20 protein-coding genes are annotated in these 16,984 nt (G+C 65.0%); 5 read left to right on the top strand and 15 right to left on the bottom strand.

The features are described from left to right. Positions 1 to 110: 110 nt before the first annotated feature. The 12 genes from AC56K1_RS00680 to AC56K1_RS00625 form a co-directional block, all read right to left on the bottom strand. Complete coding sequence (locus tag AC56K1_RS00680; protein ID WP_497155933.1) at positions 111 to 863, bottom strand: rRNA pseudouridine synthase; 753 nt, start codon at positions 861 to 863, stop codon at positions 111 to 113. Next, on the bottom strand, positions 860 to 1,891 hold the full coding sequence (ltaE, locus tag AC56K1_RS00675) for a low-specificity L-threonine aldolase (RefSeq protein WP_497155932.1): 1,032 nt from the start codon (positions 1,889 to 1,891) through the stop codon (positions 860 to 862). Before ltaE ends, AC56K1_RS00680 begins: the two co-directional genes overlap by 4 nt. 7 nt (positions 1,892 to 1,898) lie before the next feature. Next, on the bottom strand, positions 1,899 to 2,792 hold the full coding sequence (locus AC56K1_RS00670) for a class I SAM-dependent methyltransferase (RefSeq protein WP_497155931.1): 894 nt from the start codon (positions 2,790 to 2,792) through the stop codon (positions 1,899 to 1,901). After that, positions 2,779 to 2,973, bottom strand: coding sequence for a Fe-S cluster assembly protein IscX (iscX, locus tag AC56K1_RS00665; RefSeq protein WP_497155930.1), 195 nt, complete (start codon positions 2,971 to 2,973; stop codon positions 2,779 to 2,781). The genes AC56K1_RS00670 and iscX overlap by 14 nt, the downstream gene beginning before the upstream one ends. Before the next feature lie 25 nt (positions 2,974 to 2,998). Continuing rightward, on the bottom strand, positions 2,999 to 3,340 hold the full coding sequence (fdx, locus tag AC56K1_RS00660) for an ISC system 2Fe-2S type ferredoxin (RefSeq protein ID WP_489873244.1): 342 nt from the start codon (positions 3,338 to 3,340) through the stop codon (positions 2,999 to 3,001). Between the two features lie 248 nt (positions 3,341 to 3,588). Beyond that, the gene (gene hscA, locus AC56K1_RS00655) at positions 3,589 to 5,493 is read right to left on the bottom strand and encodes a Fe-S protein assembly chaperone HscA (RefSeq protein ID WP_497155929.1); all 1,905 of its coding nucleotides are present in this window, start codon (positions 5,491 to 5,493) and stop codon (positions 3,589 to 3,591) included. 126 nt (positions 5,494 to 5,619) lie between these two features. Next, positions 5,620 to 6,135: a Fe-S protein assembly co-chaperone HscB gene (gene hscB, locus AC56K1_RS00650; RefSeq protein ID WP_497156622.1), complete on the bottom strand. Its 516-nt coding sequence runs from the start codon at positions 6,133 to 6,135 to the stop codon at positions 5,620 to 5,622. Between the two features lie 6 nt (positions 6,136 to 6,141). Then, complete coding sequence (gene iscA, locus AC56K1_RS00645) at positions 6,142 to 6,465, bottom strand: iron-sulfur cluster assembly protein IscA (protein WP_171081410.1); 324 nt, start codon at positions 6,463 to 6,465, stop codon at positions 6,142 to 6,144. Positions 6,466 to 6,495: 30 nt separating this feature from the next. Continuing rightward, positions 6,496 to 6,885 (bottom strand): Fe-S cluster assembly scaffold IscU, encoded by a 390-nt coding sequence (iscU, locus tag AC56K1_RS00640; RefSeq protein ID WP_497155928.1) that lies wholly within the window; start codon positions 6,883 to 6,885, stop codon positions 6,496 to 6,498. 24 nt (positions 6,886 to 6,909) lie between these two features. After that, positions 6,910 to 8,166, bottom strand: a complete 1,257-nt coding sequence (locus AC56K1_RS00635) for an IscS subfamily cysteine desulfurase (protein ID WP_497130448.1) — start codon at positions 8,164 to 8,166, stop codon at positions 6,910 to 6,912. Continuing rightward, positions 8,166 to 8,657: a Fe-S cluster assembly transcriptional regulator IscR gene (gene iscR / locus AC56K1_RS00630; RefSeq protein ID WP_497130446.1), complete on the bottom strand. Its 492-nt coding sequence runs from the start codon at positions 8,655 to 8,657 to the stop codon at positions 8,166 to 8,168. The genes AC56K1_RS00635 and iscR overlap by 1 nt, the downstream gene beginning before the upstream one ends. Positions 8,658 to 8,858: 201 nt before the next feature. Next, positions 8,859 to 9,629 (bottom strand): uracil-DNA glycosylase family protein, encoded by a 771-nt coding sequence (locus tag AC56K1_RS00625; RefSeq protein ID WP_497155927.1) that lies wholly within the window; start codon positions 9,627 to 9,629, stop codon positions 8,859 to 8,861. A gap of 150 nt (positions 9,630 to 9,779) precedes the next feature. Here AC56K1_RS00625 and AC56K1_RS00620 point away from each other — a divergent pair, with 150 nt between their 5' ends. Beyond that, entirely contained in the window at positions 9,780 to 10,214 is a 435-nt protein-coding gene (locus tag AC56K1_RS00620) for a CBS domain-containing protein (RefSeq protein WP_497155926.1), read from the top strand. A gap of 140 nt (positions 10,215 to 10,354) precedes the next feature. Here the strand turns inward: AC56K1_RS00620 and maiA are convergent, their stop codons facing one another. Continuing rightward, a complete protein-coding gene (gene maiA, locus AC56K1_RS00615; RefSeq protein WP_497155925.1) occupies positions 10,355 to 10,999 on the bottom strand; it encodes a maleylacetoacetate isomerase in 645 nt (214 codons plus the stop codon). Between the two features lie 11 nt (positions 11,000 to 11,010). Further along, on the bottom strand, positions 11,011 to 12,030 hold the full coding sequence (locus AC56K1_RS00610; protein ID WP_497155924.1) for a fumarylacetoacetate hydrolase family protein: 1,020 nt from the start codon (positions 12,028 to 12,030) through the stop codon (positions 11,011 to 11,013). A gap of 95 nt (positions 12,031 to 12,125) precedes the next feature. On the opposite strand from AC56K1_RS00610, the gene AC56K1_RS00605 reads away from it, so the two are divergent. From AC56K1_RS00605 to AC56K1_RS00595, 3 genes are read left to right on the top strand one after another with little or no spacing between them, the layout of a single operon-like run. Beyond that, a complete protein-coding gene (locus tag AC56K1_RS00605; RefSeq protein WP_497155923.1) occupies positions 12,126 to 13,046 on the top strand; it encodes a LysR family transcriptional regulator in 921 nt (306 codons plus the stop codon). Positions 13,047 to 13,049: 3 nt separating this feature from the next. Next, the gene (locus tag AC56K1_RS00600) at positions 13,050 to 13,853 is read left to right on the top strand and encodes a lipid II flippase Amj family protein (RefSeq protein WP_497155922.1); all 804 of its coding nucleotides are present in this window, start codon (positions 13,050 to 13,052) and stop codon (positions 13,851 to 13,853) included. 45 nt (positions 13,854 to 13,898) lie between these two features. After that, the gene (locus AC56K1_RS00595; RefSeq protein WP_497155921.1) at positions 13,899 to 14,474 is read left to right on the top strand and encodes a gamma-glutamylcyclotransferase; all 576 of its coding nucleotides are present in this window, start codon (positions 13,899 to 13,901) and stop codon (positions 14,472 to 14,474) included. Positions 14,475 to 14,478: 4 nt separating this feature from the next. Here the strand turns inward: AC56K1_RS00595 and AC56K1_RS00590 are convergent, their stop codons facing one another. Next, on the bottom strand, positions 14,479 to 15,894 hold the full coding sequence (locus tag AC56K1_RS00590) for a cytochrome P450 (RefSeq protein ID WP_497155920.1): 1,416 nt from the start codon (positions 15,892 to 15,894) through the stop codon (positions 14,479 to 14,481). Between the two features lie 87 nt (positions 15,895 to 15,981). On the opposite strand from AC56K1_RS00590, the gene AC56K1_RS00585 reads away from it, so the two are divergent. Next, entirely contained in the window at positions 15,982 to 16,911 is a 930-nt protein-coding gene (locus tag AC56K1_RS00585; RefSeq protein WP_497155919.1) for a helix-turn-helix transcriptional regulator, read from the top strand. Positions 16,912 to 16,984 lie beyond the last annotated feature (73 nt).

Raw genomic sequence — 16,984 nt, 5'->3', positions numbered from 1 at the left:
CCCAGGCAGCACTGTTCTACCACTACCCTACAAACCGTCGTACGCGCCACTGGCGCCTACGACTTCCCGCGAAGGCGGGAACCCAATTTGTTCGAAAAACGTGGCGAGCTTTAGAACCGCTCGTAATCCAGCAAATACCTCCACTCCCCCAGCGCCAGCCCCGCCAGCGGCACGCGCCCGATGCGGATGCGGCGCATGTCGACGATCTCCAGCCCGACCTCGCTGCACATGTGGTTGATCAGCCCCGGCTTGACATCCTTCAGCGCGAAGCGCAAGCGACATTCGTTCTGCCAGCTCACCTTCATCGGCGCAATCGGCTTGCCGCTGAACTTCAGGCCGTGGTTGAGCAGCGCCAGGCCGCCTTCCTTGATCGTGCCGGCCACTTCGACGATGTACTCCTGCTCCACCTTCGCCGCGTCGTCCACGAGTTTGCGCACCACGCGGAAGTCCTGCGAATAGATCACCAGGCCGCTCGCATCGGTTTCCAGCGGGGTCGTCAAGGTGAGCTTGTTCAGGTGGCGCTTGAGAAAGCGCTGCTGGCCGTGGCCTTGCGCGGCATGCTTCTCTGGCGTGATGCAGCCCAGGGCCGGCTCGCCGCGCGCGCCGACGCCGGAATTCGATCCTGCCGGCTTGTACAGCAGGATGGTGACGGGCGGTGCTTCCTCGGCCGAGGCGCCTGGTTTCACGCGCACGTCCTGGCTCGGGAGCACGCGGCTGGCCGGGTCTTCGGCGATCTCGCCATCGACGCTGACACCGCCACCGGCGATGTAGCGCTCCGCCTCGGCGCGCGAGCAGCCCAGTTGCGCCGCGACGCGCTTGGCCAGGCGGATGCCATCGTCAACAGGCTTCAATTGGTCGCTCATGCCTGCCATCCGGCGAAGAAGTTCTTGAAGACGTCGACCGTGCGTGCGACATCATGGCTGGACACGTCCAGGTGGGTCACCAGGCGCATGCGCGGGCCGACCGTGGCGCGGATACGCTCGCGGGTCAAAGCCTGTTTCAGCGGCTCGCAAGCGGCGACAGGGACGTTTATCCAGAAGATATTGGTCTGCGCAGTGCCGACGCTCAAGGCTTCGATATCCGACAGACCGCGCGCCAGGGCTGCGGCATTGTCGTGGTCTTCGGCCAGGCGCTGCACGTTATGCTCGAGCGCGTACTGGCCAGCCGCCGCGATCACGCCGGCCTGGCGCATGCCGCCGCCGAGCATCTTGCGCCAGCGCTTGCCCTGCTCGATGAAGCTTGCAGGCCCCAGCAGCACGGAACCGACCGGCGCGCCCAGGCCCTTCGACAGGCAGACCGAGACGGTGTCGAAACCGGCGACGACGGCGCGCAGGCTGATGGCCTGCCCGACCGCCGCATTGCAGATGCGCGCACCGTCCAGGTGAGTGGCCAGGCCCTTGTCGTGGGCCAGCTTGGTGGCAGCTGCCACGTAGTCGCGCGGCAGCACGCGCCCGCCGATGGTGTTTTCCAGCGCCAGCAGGCGGGTGCGCGCGAAGTGGACGTCGTCGGGCTTGATATAGGCCTCGATGTCCGTCAACGCGATGCTGCCGTCCGGCTGGTTGGCGATCGGCTGCGGCTGGATACTGCCCAGCACCGCGGCGCCGCCGCCTTCGTATTTATAGGTGTGCGCTTCCTGGCCGACCAGGTATTCGTCGCCGCGTCCGCAGTGCGTCATCAAGGCGATCAAATTGGTCTGCGTGCCCGAGGGCGCGAACAGGCCGGCCTCGAAGCCGAACAGATCGGCCGCGTATTCCTGCAGGCGGTTCACCGCCGGGTCGTCGCCGTAGACGTCGTCGCCGACCTCGGCGCGCCCCATTGCCGCCAGCATCGCTGCGGATGGCTGGGTGACGGTATCGCTGCGCAGGTCGATCCAGTTGTTCTTGTCGCTCATCTCGTTCTCAATCCGTAGTCAAAGTCTCAGCTTGCGAGGTGTAGAAACGCGCCTTCATTTCATCCAGTCCCAGCTCGGCCAGCACTTCGTGCAGGCGCTCGGTCGGGCGGCGGCGCGGCAGGTTCTTGTAGGTGGCCACGATCAGCTCGTTCTTCATCGAATGCTCCCAGCCCACCAGTTCCGTCACCGTCACCTGGTAGCCGTGGCTTTCCAACTGCAGGCAGCGCAGCACGTTGGTCAGCTGGCTGCCGAATTCGCGGGTGTGGATCGGGTGGCGCCAGATCTCGGTCAGCGCGCTGCGGCCCAGGTCCTTGCCCTTGTTCTTGCGCAGGACGGTCGCGATCTCGGCCTGGCAGCACGGCACCAGCACCATGTGCCTGGCTTTCTTCTTGAGCGCGAAATCGATGGCGTCGTCGGTGGCCGTGTTACAGGCGTGCAGCGCGGTGACGATGTCGATGGTGGCCGGCAGCTGGTTTGACGTGGTCGACTCCGCGACCGACAGCGGCAGGAAGGACATGCCGCCAAATCCCAGGCGCGCGGCCAGCTCGCTGGACTTCCGCACCAGCTCTTCGCGCGTCTCGATGCCGTAGATGTGCGAGCCGTCATCCAGCCCCTTGAAGAACAGGTCGTAGAGGATGAAGCCGAGGTAGGACTTGCCGGCGCCATGGTCGACCAGCGCGACACCCTGCTTCTCGGACTGCACGTCGCGCAGCAGCGGCTCGATGAAGTTGTACAGGTGGTAGACCTGTTTCAGCTTGCGGCGGCTATCCTGGTTCAGCTTGCCGTCGCGCGTGAGGATGTGCAGTTCCTTCAGCAGCTCGACTGACTGGCCTGGGCGGACTTCCGGCGGCAGTTCTGGAACTGTCGGGACTTTGGTGTGGGGTTGTTTAGCGTGCTTCATCGATCCATGCCGCCTGAATGGCTTCCAATACGCGTTCGCCGCCGCGCGTGCGGTCGTCGTCGAAGCCGTCGAGGCCGACGACCCAGTTGTGAAGGTCGACGAAGCGCACGGTGGCGGGGTCGACCTCGGGATACTTCTCGGCCAGGGATTCGGCGATGGCGCTGACGTCAGTCCACTTCATGTTCGGCTCCCGGCTACCAGCGGTATCAGTGGTTTTTTTCGGCTGCGTGATTGATGGTGTACTTCGGGATTTCCACGACCAGGTCTTCGTCGGCGACGATCGCCTGGCAGGACAGGCGCGAATTCGGCTCCAGGCCCCAGGCCTTGTCGAGCATGTCTTCTTCTTTTTCTTCCTGCTCGTTGAGCGAGGCGAAACCTTCGCGCACGATGATGTGGCAGGTGGTGCAGGCGCAGACGCGGTCGCAGGCGTGTTCGATCTCGATGTCGTTCTCGAGCAGCACATCGCAGACCGATTTTCCGGCCGGGGATTCCAGCACGGCGCCTTCCGGGCACAGGACTGGGTGGGGGAGGATGACGATTTGTGGCACTTGGGTTACCTCGTTATATTTTGTTTGCTGGCGTGCATGTTCGCAACCGCCCGCATTGTTATCTTCAGCCCGAATTGTCAGCTTCAAAACCGTCGTACCCCTCACTGGCGGCTACGACTTCCCGCGAAGGCGGGAACCCGATTTTGCGTGGGGTAACGGGACGCGGCGAACCTGGATTCCCGCCTGCGCGGGAATGACGGTCTGAAATGTGGCGGTCAATAGTTTGGGTTATCGTCCAGTCAGGCGTTTTACACTTCGTCCAGCGACTTGCCCGCCAGCGCCTTGCGCACGCTCTTGTCCATGCGGCGGGCGGCGAATTCTTCGGTGCCTTTGGCCAGTGCCTGCACGGCTGCGTGCAGGGCGTCCTGGCGTGCGCCCGGCTCCAGCGCCGTGTCGTTCGAGCCTTGAACCGCATCGCGCACGCCTTGCACCAGCAGCGCCAGCGCTTCCTGCTCGGCAGCACCCAGCAGATCGGCGTCCGTGTCCAGCGCCGATTGCGTCGCCAGCAAAATGCGCTCGGCCTCGACCTGCTCTTCGCGCAGCGCGCGCATCTGCATGTCGCCTTGGGCCGAAGAGTACGAGTCCTGCAGCATGCGCGCCACTTCGTCGTCGCCGAGGCCGTAGGACGGCTTCACGGTGATCGAGGCTTCCACGCCCGAGCGGGTCTCGCGTGCCGACACCGACAGCAGGCCGTCGGCGTCGACCTGGTAGGTCACGCGGATGCGCGCGGCGCCGGCTGCCATCGGCGGGATGCCGCGCAGCTCGAAGCGCGCCAGCGAGCGGCAGTCCGACACCAGCTCGCGCTCGCCCTGCACCACGTGCACCGCCAGCGCAGTCTGGCCATCCTTGAAGGTGGTGAATTCCTGCGCCCGCGCGCAGGGAATCGTCGAGTTGCGCGGGATGATTTTTTCCACCAGGCCGCCCATGGTCTCGATGCCGAGCGACAGCGGGGTTACGTCCAGCAGCAGCCAGTCGTCGCCCTCGGCACGGTTACCGGCCAGCAGGTTGGCCTGGATGGCGGCGCCCAGCGCCACCACCTTGTCCGGGTCGATGTTCGCATGCGGGATGGTGTGGAAGCACTCGGACACCGCGCGGCGCACGTGCGGCATGCGGGTGGCGCCGCCGACCATCACGACGCCGTCGACGTCTTCCACACTCACGTCGGCGTCGCGCATCGCCTTGCGGATCGCGTTCATGGTCTTGCCAACCAGGTGCTTGGTGATCTCGGCGAAGGTCTGGGCGGTGATCGTCACCTGTACCAGCTCACCCGATTTCAGGATCGCCTCGATGACGGTTTCGTCGCTGGTCGACAGCAGTTCCTTGGCCTGGCGCGCTTTCACCATCAGGGTCGCGGTGTCGTGGTCCGACAGCGGCGCCAGCTTGGCCTGCTCGGTGATCCAGCAGAACAGGCGGTGGTCGAAGTCGTCGCCGCCCAGGGCCGAGTCGCCGCCGGTGGACAGCACTTCGAACACGCCCTTCGAGAGCTTGAGGATCGAGATGTCGAAGGTGCCGCCGCCCAGGTCGTACACGGCGTAGACGCCTTCCTTGGCGTGGTCCAGGCCATAGGCGATGGCGGCGGCGGTCGGCTCCGACAGCAGGCGCAGCACGTTCAGGCCGGCCAGCTGGGCCGCGTCCTTGGTGGCCTGGCGCTGGGCGTCGTCGAAATAGGCCGGCACGGTGATGACCGCGCCCACCAGCTCGTCGCCGAGCGAATCTTCGGCGCGCTGGCGCAGCGTGGCGAGGATCTGGGCCGAGGTCTCGACCGGGCTCTTGATCCCGGCGACGGTACGGATCTGGACCATGCCATGACCGCCTTCGCGGTCGCCATCGACGAAATCATAGGGCAGGTTCTCGGCGTGGGCGATGTCCTTCAGGCCGCGGCCCATGAAACGCTTGACCGAGACCACGGTGTTCTTCGGGTCGGTGGTCTGGTGCGCCTGCGCCTTGTGGCCGATGTTGGCATTGCCGTTGGCCAGGTAACGCACGACCGATGGCAGCAACTGGCGGCCGTCCTCGTCGCTCAGCACTTCCGGAATGCCGCTGCGGACGGTGGCGACGAGCGAGTTGGTGGTGCCCAGGTCGATGCCGACCGCCAGGCGGTGCTGGTGCGGGGCGGTGGACATGCCGGGTTCGGCGATTTGGAGTAGTGCCATTGTGTCGTATTACCTGTTTGTTTTTCTTGTAGGGTGGCCAGCTTTGCCGACCGCGCGTTCAACCACCGTTGGCGTCGACGCGATGCATGCCATATTTGAACGCGCGGTAGGGAGGACCCGACCACCCTACGCTTCAATGGCCTCGAATGCGTACTGCACTTCATCGCCGAACTTATCGAGGAACATCATCGCGCGCACGCCCTGCGCCGCGGCCTGATAATCGCCCGCGTCGAGCTGCTGGCCCACCTGCTCCAGCATGCCCTTGCGCTCGCGGCGTACCTGCGCATCGAGCGCATCCAAAGCGCCGGCATTTTTCGACGAGCGCGCATCGTCGAGCTCCTCGCGCCACTCCATCTGCTGCATCAGGAAGGCCGCCGGCATCGAAGTGTTCGACTCGGTCTGCAAATCGACGCCATTGAGCTCGCAGAGGTATTGCGCGCGCTTTTGCGGGCTGCGCAGGGTTGCATAGGCCTCGTTGGCGCGCGTGGCCCACTGCATCGCGACGCGCTTCTCGGCGTCGGTGGCGTTTACGAAGCGGTCCGGGTGCACGCGGCCCTGCACTTCGCGGTAGGCCGCGTCCAGCGCATCGGCATCGACCGTGAAGCGGGCCGGCAGCTGGAACAGCTCGAAGTGGTTCTGCATCATGGATTAAATGCGGAAGCTTTCGCCGCAGCCGCAGTTGTCCTTGACGTTCGGGTTGTTGAAGCGGAAGCCTTCGTTCAGGCCTTCGCGCGCGAAGTCCAGTTCGGTGCCGTCGATATAGGCCAGGCTTTTCGGGTCGACGAAGACCTTCACGCCGTGCGACTCGAATACCTGGTCGTCCAGTGTCATCTCATCGACATATTCGAGCTTGTAGGCCAGGCCGGAGCAGCCGGTCGTGCGCACGCCAAAACGCAAGCCGATGCCCTTGCCCCGGCGTTCGAGGTAACGGTTGACGTGCTTCGCGGCTTTTTCGGTCAGGGTGATGGCCATAGGGCTTCGCTCCAGTATCTGTAAAACTGATTACGCCTTCGCGGCGTGCTTAGCTTTGTAGTCGGCCACGGCGGCCTTGATCGCATCCTCTGCCAGGATCGAGCAGTGGATCTTCACCGGCGGCAGCGCCAGTTCTTCGGCGATCTGGGTGTTCTTGATCGACAGCGCTTCGTCGAGCGACTTGCCCTTGACCCATTCGGTCACGAGCGAGCTCGATGCGATGGCCGAACCGCAGCCATAGGTCTTGAACTTCGCGTCCTCGATCAGGCCCTGGTCGTTGACCTTGATCTGCAGCTTCATCACGTCGCCGCAGGCCGGCGCGCCGACCATGCCGGTGCCGATCGCGTCGTCACCCTTGTCGAAGGCGCCGACGTTGCGCGGGTTCTCGTAGTGGTCCAGTACTTTGTCCGAATATGCCATGGTAGTGCTCCTTGAATGCGATAGTTAGTGGGCTGCCCATTGGATGGAATTGAGGTCAATCCCTTCCTTGAACATGTCCCACAGCGGCGACAGTTCGCGCAGTTTGCCGACCTTCGACTTCAGCAGGTTGATGGTGAAGTCGATGTCTTCTTCGGTCGTGAAGCGGCCGATCGTAAAGCGGATCGAGCTGTGCGCCAGCTCGTCGCTGCGACCCAGGGCGCGCAGCACATACGATGGCTCCAGGCTGGCCGAGGTGCAGGCCGAACCGGACGACACGGCGATGTCCTTGATCGCCATGATCAGCGACTCGCCCTCGACGTAGTTGAACGAGACGTTCAGGTTGTGCGGCACGCGATGCGCCATGTCGCCGTTGATGTAGGCTTCCTCGATCTCCATCAGGCCCTTGGCCAGGCGGTCGCGCAGCGCGGTGATGCGCACGATCTCGGTGTCCATCTCTTCCCTGGCGATGCGGAAGGCTTCGCCCATGCCGGCGATCTGGTGAGTCGGCAGCGTGCCCGAACGCAGGCCGCGCTCATGGCCGCCGCCGTGCATTTGCGCTTCCAGGCGCACGCGCGGCTTGCGGCGCACGTACAGGGCGCCGATTCCCTTCGGGCCATAGGTCTTGTGCGCCGTGAAGGTCATCAGGTCGCACTTGGTCTTTTCCAGGTCGATGTGGACCTTGCCGGTCGCTTGCGCGGCGTCGCAGTGGAAGATGATGCCCTTCGAGCGGCACAATTCGCCGATCTCGTCGATCGGCTGGATCACGCCGATCTCGTTATTGACCAACATGACCGAGACCAGGATGGTGTCAGGGCGGATTGCCGCGGCCAGCTGCTCGACGGTGATCAGGCCATTATCTTGCGGCTCGAGGTAGGTCGCATCGAAGCCGACGCGTTCGAGCTCGCGCACGGTGTCCAGCACGGCCTTGTGCTCGGTTTTCACCGTGATGATGTGCTTGCCCTTGCTCTTGTAGAACTGGGCCGCGCCCTTGAGCGCCAGGTTGTTCGACTCGGTGGCTCCGGAGGTCCAGATGATCTCGCGCGGATCGGCGCCGACCAGGGCTGCCACGTGGGCGCGCGCTTCCTCGACCGCCGCTTCCGCGGTCCAGCCGTACATGTGGCTGCGCGAAGCCGGATTGCCGAACTGCTCGCGCAGGAAAGGAATCATCTTGTCGGCTACGCGCGGATCGATCGGCGTGGTGGCCGAGTAGTCCATGTAGATCGGGAAATGCGGCGCAGTCACGAAGCTCTGCTCGGTTTTTTTGTCCAAAGGCGCGTTCATCAGTTCACTCCGGTTTCAATTTTCTGTACGGCGGCGGCGGGTCGGTGCAGCACCACGACGTTTTGTTCTTTTTGCTTCTGCTGGTCGACCAGGTCTTGCAGCGAGACCGAATCGAGGTAGTCGACCATCTTGGCGTTGAGCGTGGTCCACAATTCGTGGGTCATGCAACGGGTGCCGGAAGCAGCGTCGGCGCCATGGCAATTCTCTTTGCCGCCGCACTGGGTGGCGTCGAGCGGCTCGTCGACCGCGATGATGATGTCGGCCACCGTCACCTTGGAAGCAGAGCGTGCCAGGCTGTAGCCGCCGCCCGGGCCACGGATCGACTCGACGATGGCGTGGCGGCGCAGCTTGCCGAACAGCTGCTCCAGGTAGGACAGCGAAATGGCCTGGCGCTGGCTGATGCCCGACAGCGTGACCGGACCATTGCCCTGGCGCAGGGCGAGATCGATCATCGCGGTAACAGCAAAACGGCCTTTGGTGGTCAAACGCATCCACAACCCCGGTTAATGTTAAAATATTTCCTCTTTCCAACTCATCGGTGCGCTGCAACAATCAAATTCTGGTTGATGCCGGCGGAATAACCTGATTAGTTGAACGATTTAGTCAAGTATAGCAAATCCTGACTCTGTTGTCTTGGGAGCCCTTGATTCCCGTAGGGTGCTTGGGTCGTCCGACCGCGCGTCCAGGCAGCCCTAGCGCAGCCGCAACAATTCCATCGGCCCGAACAGCTCCTGCATCTCCCGATTCCGGATAAACGAGAGGTTGTAGGGATGCTCTGCAACGATCTGCGGCAACTTCTCCGTCTCCGGCAATTTCCTCAACTGCTCCGCAATCTTTCCCCAAAGAACGAGCGTCGGGGGCTGCGGCCGGCTTGCCAGCGCTGCCAGCACGGTTTGCAGGAAAGGCAGCCAGGCCCGCGCATCGATGACGGGCGCCACATGCTTGCGGAAGACCAGCGCCGCGTTCAGTAGCAGGAAACCTTCGCGCGTCAGGTTGTCCTGCAGCTGCGGCAGGGTCTGGATCGCGCCATTGCTGCGCGCAGCCAGCGCCACCGGCGCCATGGCGCTGCCGCCCGTATCGTCCGCCTGCAGCTGCGCGCTTGCCACCAGCAGCATCTTCATGAAATTCCTCAGCGAGGTGGCGCGGTTGACCGGCTTGGACAGGCCGGTGTCGCTCCACAGCGCGTTCACCGCGCCATCCATGAAGCAGACCCCGGTCGCGCTCTCGGCGCGCGGATACGGGCCCTCCCCTACCAGCACGTGGCGCACCTTGTCCAGCGGCTGGGCAAACGCGGCGAATATGCGGCCACCCGTCGGCAGGTAGTCGTCGACGGCCAGCGCCCGCAGGTAGGCGGGGTCGGCGGCAGCGACGGCCTGCAGGCCGGCTTCGAGGATGGGGCGCCAGGAGGCATCGGCAAGCCCCAGGGCGTCGAGGATCGGGGCGGGAATCGTGTGGGATGGCATGGCAGAGGGAGCGGTCGCGGGGAGGGGCGGATTGTAGCGCAGGGACATGTGAGCGTTAAGTGGTCAATCTAACATCCTCTTTTGGCGATTCAGGGCATGATCAACCTGCTGCCCGTTTCGGGGCATTCGACCAACCATCCAGGAGATAGCATGCAAACCATTCGTGAAGTCATGACCGCCGACGTACAAACCATCTCGCCGCAGGACACCATCCAGCGCGCAGCCCAATTGATGGACGAGCTTAATGTGGGCGCCATTCCCGTGTGCGACGGAAAGAAGCTGGTCGGCATGATCACCGACCGTGACATCACGGTGCGCTCGACGGCCGTGGGCCAGGCGCCGGGCGAAACCAAGGTGGAAGACGTGATGAGCACCGATGTGCGCACCTGCTTCAGCAACCAGACGGTAGAAGACGTGCTGGCCACCATGGGCGACGTGCAGATCCGCCGCGTGCCGGTGATCGACCAGGATTCGAAGCAGCTGGTGGGGATCGTGTCGCTGGGGGATATCGCGACCAAGTCGCGCGGCGATACGGATGGGGCGCTGGATGAGATTTCGTCGCCGTCGGAGCCGGATCGGGCGTAAGGGCGGCTTCAAAAGCGTCTGTGCCGGTTGTACGGATTGACGCCGGGCTTCCTGGCTGCAGTATGAACTTGGGTCCCCGCCTTCGCGCGCCTTCGCGGGGACCCGATTTGACGTTTCGACCTGCGCGCCGACGCAAAGCCCTATTCCGCATCCCCCTGCTGCGACGGATGCGCAGCCTTAAACGCCGGCAAATCCACGCACATGCTGTTGATGCGCGCGATCGTCGGGTAGGCCGCCAGGTCGACATTGAAGCGCTGCGCATTGAATACCTGCGGCACCAGGTAGCAGTCGGCGATGGTCGGGCTGTCGCCGTAGCAGAAGCTGCCCGTGCACGGGTTGCGCGCCAGGTGGGCTTCGAGCGAGTGGAAGCCTTCGATGATCCAGTGCCGGTACCAGTCGTTCCTCACCTCTTCGGGCTGGCCGAGGTGGTGCTTCAGGTAGTTCAGCACCCGCAGGTTGTTCAGCGGGTGAATGTCGCAGGCCACGATCTGCGCCAGCTCGCGCACGCGCGCCCGGCCGATCGCATCCTTCGGCAGCAAGGGCACCAATGGATACGCGTCTTCCAGGTATTCCAGGATCGCCATCGACTGGCTCAAGACGATCGCATGGTCCTGGAAGGCCGGCACCAGCGCGCTCGGGTTGACGGCGCGGTAGTCGTCCATCAGGTGCTCGCCGCCGCCGCGCACCAGGTGCACGGGTATGGCGTCGTAGTCCAGTCCCTTCAGGCCCAGCGCGATGCGGACCCGGTACGCGGCCGAGCTGCGAAAGTAAGTGTAGAGTTTCATGCCCCCTCCTGTCATTTCCGGTGATAGCGAGTGACTTCCTGGTCGATGGCGCCGAAGATGCTGGCGCCGGCGGCGTCCGCCATCTCGATGCGCACCGTGTCGCCAAAGCCCAAGTACGGCGTCTGCGGCTTGCCGCCTTCGATGGTTTCGTACATGCGCACTTCGGCCAGGCAGCAGTAGCCGACGCCGCCGTTCTCGATGCTGGAACCGTGCAGGCCGCCCTGCTTGTTCGACACCGTGCCCGAACCGATGATGCTGCCCGCGGCCAGTTCGCGCGTCATGGCCGCGTGGGCGACCAGGCGCGCGAAGCTGAAGGTCATGTCTTCGCCGGCGTTCGGGCGGCCGAAAGGCTGGTCGTTGAGCGTGACCAGGATCGGCAGGTGCAGCTTGGAATCGACCCAGGCCTCGCCCAGTTCGTCGGGCGTGACCGCCACCGGCGAGAAGGCGCTGGCCGGTTTCGACTGGTAGAAGCCGAAGCCCTTCGCCAGCTCGTTCGGGATCAGGTTGCGCAGCGAGACGTCGTTGACCAGCATGACCAGGCGGATCGCGCCGGCGGCTTCCTCAAGGCTGGCGCCCATCGGCACGTCGCCGGTGATCACGGCCACTTCGGCTTCGAGGTCGACGCCCCATTCTTCGGACAGCACGGCGATCGGGTCGCAGGGGCCGACGAAGGAGTCCGCGCCGCCCTGGTACATCAGGGGATCGCTGTAGAAGGATGCCGGCACCTCGGCATTGCGCGCCTTGCGCACCAGCTCGACATGGTTGATATAGGCCGAGCCGTCGCACCACTGGTAGGCGCGCGGCAGCGGCGAATGGCATTCTTCCTCGATGAAGGACTCGGCCCTGTCGGCGGTCCCCAGGTTGAGGCGCTCATAGACTTTTTTCAGCTGCGGCGCAGCGGCATCCCAGTTGTCCAGCGCGGCCTGCAGCGTGTGGGCGATCTTCGGGACGGCCTGGCAGGTGACCAGGTCGCGGCTGACGACGACCAGCGTGCCGTCGCGGCCGCCCGTCTTGAGTGTGGCGAGTTTCATTGCGCTTCCTTCAGGATTGATTGCATTTCGCCATTACAATTCAAAACGAACTATCATTCAACCAGTATTTTTCACCTGATTTATCAGACTATCTTATGAATCCGACCTTGCGCCAGATGCGCGCCTTCGTAGCCCTGGCCAAGACGGGTAACTTTACCCTTGCCGCCCAAAGCATGCACGTCACGCAGTCCGCCCTCTCGGGTTTGATCAAGGAGCTCGAGCAGACGCTGGAGGCCAAGGTGGTCGACCGCAGCACGCGCCGCATTATCCTGACCGACATTGGCCGCGAGCTGTATCCGCTGTTCAGCCAGATGATCGACGACCTCGACGGCGCACTGGCCAACGTGGCCGACCACACCCGCCTGAAGAAAGGCATCGTGCGCATCGCCGCGCCGCAGCTGCTGTCCTGCACGCTGCTGCCCGAGGTGATCGCAGCCTACCGCAAGGCCTGTCCGGCCATCGAGGTGCGTCTGGGCGACACCGGGGTGGAAAGCGTGATCGCGCGCGTGCTCTCGGGCGAGGCGGATGTCGGCATCGGTCCCGAGCGCGAGCCGGCGCCGCCGCTCGATGCGCACGAGCTGTTCGAGATGCCCTTCGCGCTGGTGTTCCCGAAGGGGCATGAGCTCGAAAAGCAGGAGCGCGTGACCTGGAAGGATGTGGTGCGCTATCCGTTCATCTCGCTGCAGGGCCAGTTCACCGAGCGCCTGCTGGACGACGTCCACGCATCCCTGCGCGAGGTGCCGGTCAAGCCGGCCAACGAGGTCACCTTCATGACCACCGCCCTGGCCATGGCCAGCGCCGGCCTGGGCGTGACGGTCTGCCTGCCGTATGCGCAGCCGCTGGCAACGCTCTACGGGCTGGTGATGCGCCCGCTGGAAGATCCGATGCTGAGCCGCCGCTTCCTGCTCTACACCCGACCGGGACGCTCGCTCTCCCCCGCTGCCGAAAGCTTCATCGCCTTCCTCGAAGACTTCGTCAAGAAGGCGCAGCTCGATCACACCTCAACCGGCGCCTGATTCGTGGATACCCAGCTGCTCCTGATCTGCTTCCTCACCTTCGTCATCCACCTCATCGGCACACTGGCCTATTCGGTGCGCATCGCCGGCGTGCGCACGCGGCGCATCGCGGTGTCGTTCGCGCTGTTCAGCATCCTGGTGCTGGTCTCGCGCACCTCGAATTCCTTCCTCGGGCCCTTCCTGGCCAAGCGCGTGGAGACCAATCTCGACGCCGTGGCGCAGGTGTCGCTCCTGGGTGATTTCCGCTGGCTGCTGGTCTCGGCGAGCCTCGCGACGATCGTGGGGGCCTTCCTGATCCCGACCTTCCAGCGCGTGTTCTGCCGCGCGGTCCTGCATTTCCAGGTCCACCGCTCGGTGCCCAAGCTGATCCTGCATGGCTTCTTCAAGGGCGGCCTGTCCTACGTAAAGGATGTCGCCAGCGTCCCGGCGGCGACCAACATGACCGGCATCCGTTCCGGCCATGGCGTGTCGTTCCGGATTACCGTGCTGAACGTGGCAGCCACGGCACTCTGGACGGTCGGCGTGTTCGCCTCGCTGTATGCCGGCGTGCTCGATCCCTCGGTGCGGGTCACCTCGAGCACGCTCTCGTCCATCATCAATGGCGGCGCCACGATCATGATGGCCATCTTCATCGACCCGCACATGTCGGGCATGACGGACGACGTCATCGAAGGCAAGGTCAGCGACGCACAGTTCCGCAAGGCGATCGTCTGGCTGGTCGGCAGCCGCCTGGCCGGAACGCTGCTCGCACAGGCCTTGCTGGTGCCATCCAGCATGCTGATCGCCTGGGTGGCCCGCGTCATCTAGGGCCGCGCGCTACAATAGGGCGTATCCCTGTTCTCCCTTTCGCCGATGTCGCTCAACACCATCGAAATCAACCGCCGGATGGACCGCTTCGACGGTCACGACAGCGTCTGGCTGTTCGGCTATGGCTCGCTGATCTTCAAGGCGGACTTTCCCTTCATCGAACGCCGGCCGGCCAGCATCACGGGCTGGAGCCGCCGCTTCTGGCAAGGCTCGCACGACCATCGCGGCACCGAAGCCGCGCCCGGACGCGTGGTGACCCTGGTGCCGGACGAGGGCGCGACCTGCCACGGCATGGCCTACCTTGTCACACCCGAGGAATTCGCCCACCTCGACCACCGCGAACAGAACGGCTACCTGCGCCTGGCCTCCGAGATTCGCTTCGACGATGGCGGCGCGCTCGAGGGCATCGTCTACATCGCCACCATCGACAACGCGGCCTTCCTCGGCCCGGCCAGCGAACGCGATATCGCACGCCAGATCGCCACCGCGCGCGGCCCGAGCGGGCCCAATATCGACTACCTGGTAGCGCTGGCGCAGGCCTTACGCGAACTGGGCAAGCCGGATGCGCATGTGTTCGAGATCGAGCGCCACCTGGGCGAATTCCGGCGCCAGCAGCGCTGATTTCCTACGCGGCGCCGGGCGAGAGCGCGAGGCACAGGGGCGTCGCCGGCCGCAGCGAGATGTTCAGCACCGGGTGCGGCGCGGCCTGCCCCCTGGGCGCCGACAGCACGAACCGCTGCAGCAGCATGGCGGCGATGACCGTCATCTCCATCAGCGCCAGGTGCTGGCCCAGGCACACGCGCGGGCCGGTCCCGAAAGGCATGAAGGCGCCGCGCGCAATCGCCGGCGCATCCGCGGCGAAGCGCTCGGGGCGAAAGGCCTGCGGCTCGGGAAACCAGCGCGGGTCCTGGTGCATCAGGAAAACCGGAATCATGAACATGGTGCGCTTCGGGATCGTCCAGCCGCCCAGCGCAATCTCGCGGGTCGAACGCCGGCTCATCAAGACCGGCGCCGCCGGATACAGGCGCATCGTCTCGTTCAGCGTTTGCGCCAGGTAGCCCAGCGCCGGCAGGTCTTCGCCGCCGGGCGCGCGACCCTGCAGCACCGACTGCACTTCCTGGCGCGCTGCCTCCTGCGCTGCCGGGTTCGAGGCCATGCACCAGGCCCACCAGGTCAGGCTGGCAGCTGTGGTCTCGTGGCCGGCCAGGAAAGCCGTCATGCATTCGTCGCGCACGGCGTCGAGCGGCCAGGCTTCGCCGTCGGCACGGTGCAGCTCCAGCAGGCGGCTGAGCAGGTCCGCCGGCCAGGCATCGACCGGCATGGCCAGGCGCGCCTGCACGTGGCGGTCGACCAGTCCTGTCAGCTGCGCGCGTACGGCGCGCTTGCGGCGTTTCCAGGGCATCCAGTCGGGCCAGCTGGCCGGCCAGAACATCTCGGCATTGCCTGTGACCAAGGCCGCGTGCACCGCCGCCTCCATGCTGCGCGCTTCATCGCCGATCTCGCTCGAGAACATCATTCGCATGATGACGTCCATCGTCAGCGCAGTCAGGTGGCTCTCGATCGGCGCGTTGCCGCCAGCCTGCCAGGCCCCCATCGCCTTCCCGGCCGCTGCCGCGATCGTCGGCACGAAAGCCTTGACCGCTTTCGGCGCGAAGGCCGGCTGCAGGGCGTGGCGCTTGGCCGCCCATTGCGGCGCTTCCGCGATCAGGACGCTGTTGCCCTGCAGGTAGGCGAAGATGCCGATGCCGCGTTCCCAGCGAATCAAGGCGTCGTGGTGCGTCACCAGCAGCTCGCGCACCAGCTGCGGATCGGCTACGACAAGCTGGTGCTCCGGCCACATGCGCAGGTGCACCAGGTCGCCATACTCCTGGCGCCATCCGGCAAGGGCAGACGGCAGGTCGCGTGCCATGCGGGCCAGCAGGCTCCAGCCGCTCAAGCCGGATGTCGGGCCGGGCGGCCAGGTGCCGGCGGGGTGCTGGATGTGCGCAGGCGGCAGGCCGCCTGCATGGAAAGGACATCGGGCAGGAGTTGGCGTATTCATGGCATCCATTTTTCACCGCTTCGCCCGGCGCGTCTTGAACGCAAACGACATCGACAGGCTTGACAAGCCTGCCTATACTTGCAGGCCATGGTCCCCGACTGCGACACCCACCTCCTTGCCTGCCCCGACCCGCTGGCGCGCGCGCCGCGCCTATGCAAGGAGGGTCGCCTCCCGCACGACCGGCTCTACCTCGCACCGCCCGCGCTGCAGGGCGCCATGCTGGTGCTGGTCAGCCGCGACACAACGCGTCTCGAATTAACCGATGCCCAGCGACTGTCGCATTTCCCCGCTTCGCCACTGGTGACGCTCTCGTGGTTTCCCGGCCTCGATGCCGGCCTGGTCGACCCTCAGCACGGCTGGCAACGATTTGGCGCGCGCGTCATGTTCTCGGGCAGCCAATCGCGCCCGCTGACCACCTGGACGCCGACCAGTGGCCGCGGCTACATGGCCTGCTTCCTGCCGGACGTCGCGCAGGCGCTGTTCGGACTCGACCTGGCCGCTGTGCAGGACCGGTTCGTGCCGGCGATGAATGCCGTGGAGGCACACTGGCAGCCCTTCTTCGATGCCCTGCTCGGCGCCACGGATGATGCCGCAGCGATGGGCGTTCTGGAAGCACATCTCGGCCAGCGCTGGCGCAGCGTGCAGGGGCGCAGCTCCAGCCGGCCGTCGCTGCGCCAGATGGGCCGGCACTGGGTCGAGCGCTTGGCCTGGCAAGCCCACGAGTGGCGCAACACCTGTAGCACGCGCCAGGTCGAGCGCCGCATCAAGTCCTTTAGCGGGCGCTCGCTGCGCCAGTGGCGAGCGCTGACGCGCACTGAAGGCGCCTTCTTCGCCGCCCGCGAGCGCTATGAAAGCGGCCAGCCTTTCGAATGGGCGACGCTGGCGCTGGACGAAGGCTTTTCCGACCAGGCCCATTTCAGCCGCGTTACCCGCGAAATCTGCGGCTTTTCGCCGACCGAGTTCGCCGACCGTTTCATCGAGGATGAATCGTTCTGGATCTACCGGCTGTGGGTGTGAACGCGACGGGTCGGTAGCGGCCTTGTGGCCGGATAGTTGAACGGCAGGTGCAGGGAAGTCCGCTAGAATCGTG

It is taken from the genome of Telluria sp. ZB4P37, assembly GCF_059685855.1.
The sequence above is the reverse complement of the archived record's forward strand: the minus strand, read 5'-3'. Positions and strand labels throughout refer to the sequence as shown.

Bases quoted from the DNA above. Each gene is read 5' to 3' on its own strand.
- AC56K1_RS00590 (WP_497155920.1), bottom strand. From the start codon at position 15,894: ATGAATACGCCAACTCCTGCCCGATGTCCTTTCCATGCAGGCGGCCTG.
- AC56K1_RS00680 (WP_497155933.1), bottom strand. From the start codon at position 863: ATGAGCGACCAATTGAAGCCTGTTGACGATGGCATCCGCCTGGCCAAG.
- hscA (WP_497155929.1), bottom strand. From the start codon at position 5,493: ATGGCACTACTCCAAATCGCCGAACCCGGCATGTCCACCGCCCCGCAC.
- maiA (WP_497155925.1), bottom strand. From the start codon at position 10,999: ATGAAACTCTACACTTACTTTCGCAGCTCGGCCGCGTACCGGGTCCGC.
- AC56K1_RS00605 (WP_497155923.1), top strand. From the start codon at position 12,126: ATGAATCCGACCTTGCGCCAGATGCGCGCCTTCGTAGCCCTGGCCAAG.
- iscU (WP_497155928.1), bottom strand. From the start codon at position 6,885: ATGGCATATTCGGACAAAGTACTGGACCACTACGAGAACCCGCGCAAC.
- AC56K1_RS00610 (WP_497155924.1), bottom strand. From the start codon at position 12,030: ATGAAACTCGCCACACTCAAGACGGGCGGCCGCGACGGCACGCTGGTC.
- iscR (WP_497130446.1), bottom strand. From the start codon at position 8,657: ATGCGTTTGACCACCAAAGGCCGTTTTGCTGTTACCGCGATGATCGAT.
- AC56K1_RS00595 (WP_497155921.1), top strand. From the start codon at position 13,899: ATGTCGCTCAACACCATCGAAATCAACCGCCGGATGGACCGCTTCGAC.
- AC56K1_RS00585 (WP_497155919.1), top strand. From the start codon at position 15,982: ATGGTCCCCGACTGCGACACCCACCTCCTTGCCTGCCCCGACCCGCTG.
- AC56K1_RS00620 (WP_497155926.1), top strand. From the start codon at position 9,780: ATGCAAACCATTCGTGAAGTCATGACCGCCGACGTACAAACCATCTCG.
- iscX (WP_497155930.1), bottom strand. From the start codon at position 2,973: ATGAAGTGGACTGACGTCAGCGCCATCGCCGAATCCCTGGCCGAGAAG.
- AC56K1_RS00670 (WP_497155931.1), bottom strand. From the start codon at position 2,792: ATGAAGCACGCTAAACAACCCCACACCAAAGTCCCGACAGTTCCAGAA.
- AC56K1_RS00625 (WP_497155927.1), bottom strand. From the start codon at position 9,629: ATGCCATCCCACACGATTCCCGCCCCGATCCTCGACGCCCTGGGGCTT.
- ltaE (WP_497155932.1), bottom strand. From the start codon at position 1,891: ATGAGCGACAAGAACAACTGGATCGACCTGCGCAGCGATACCGTCACC.
- AC56K1_RS00635 (WP_497130448.1), bottom strand. From the start codon at position 8,166: ATGAACGCGCCTTTGGACAAAAAAACCGAGCAGAGCTTCGTGACTGCG.
- hscB (WP_497156622.1), bottom strand. From the start codon at position 6,135: ATGCAGAACCACTTCGAGCTGTTCCAGCTGCCGGCCCGCTTCACGGTC.
- iscA (WP_171081410.1), bottom strand. From the start codon at position 6,465: ATGGCCATCACCCTGACCGAAAAAGCCGCGAAGCACGTCAACCGTTAC.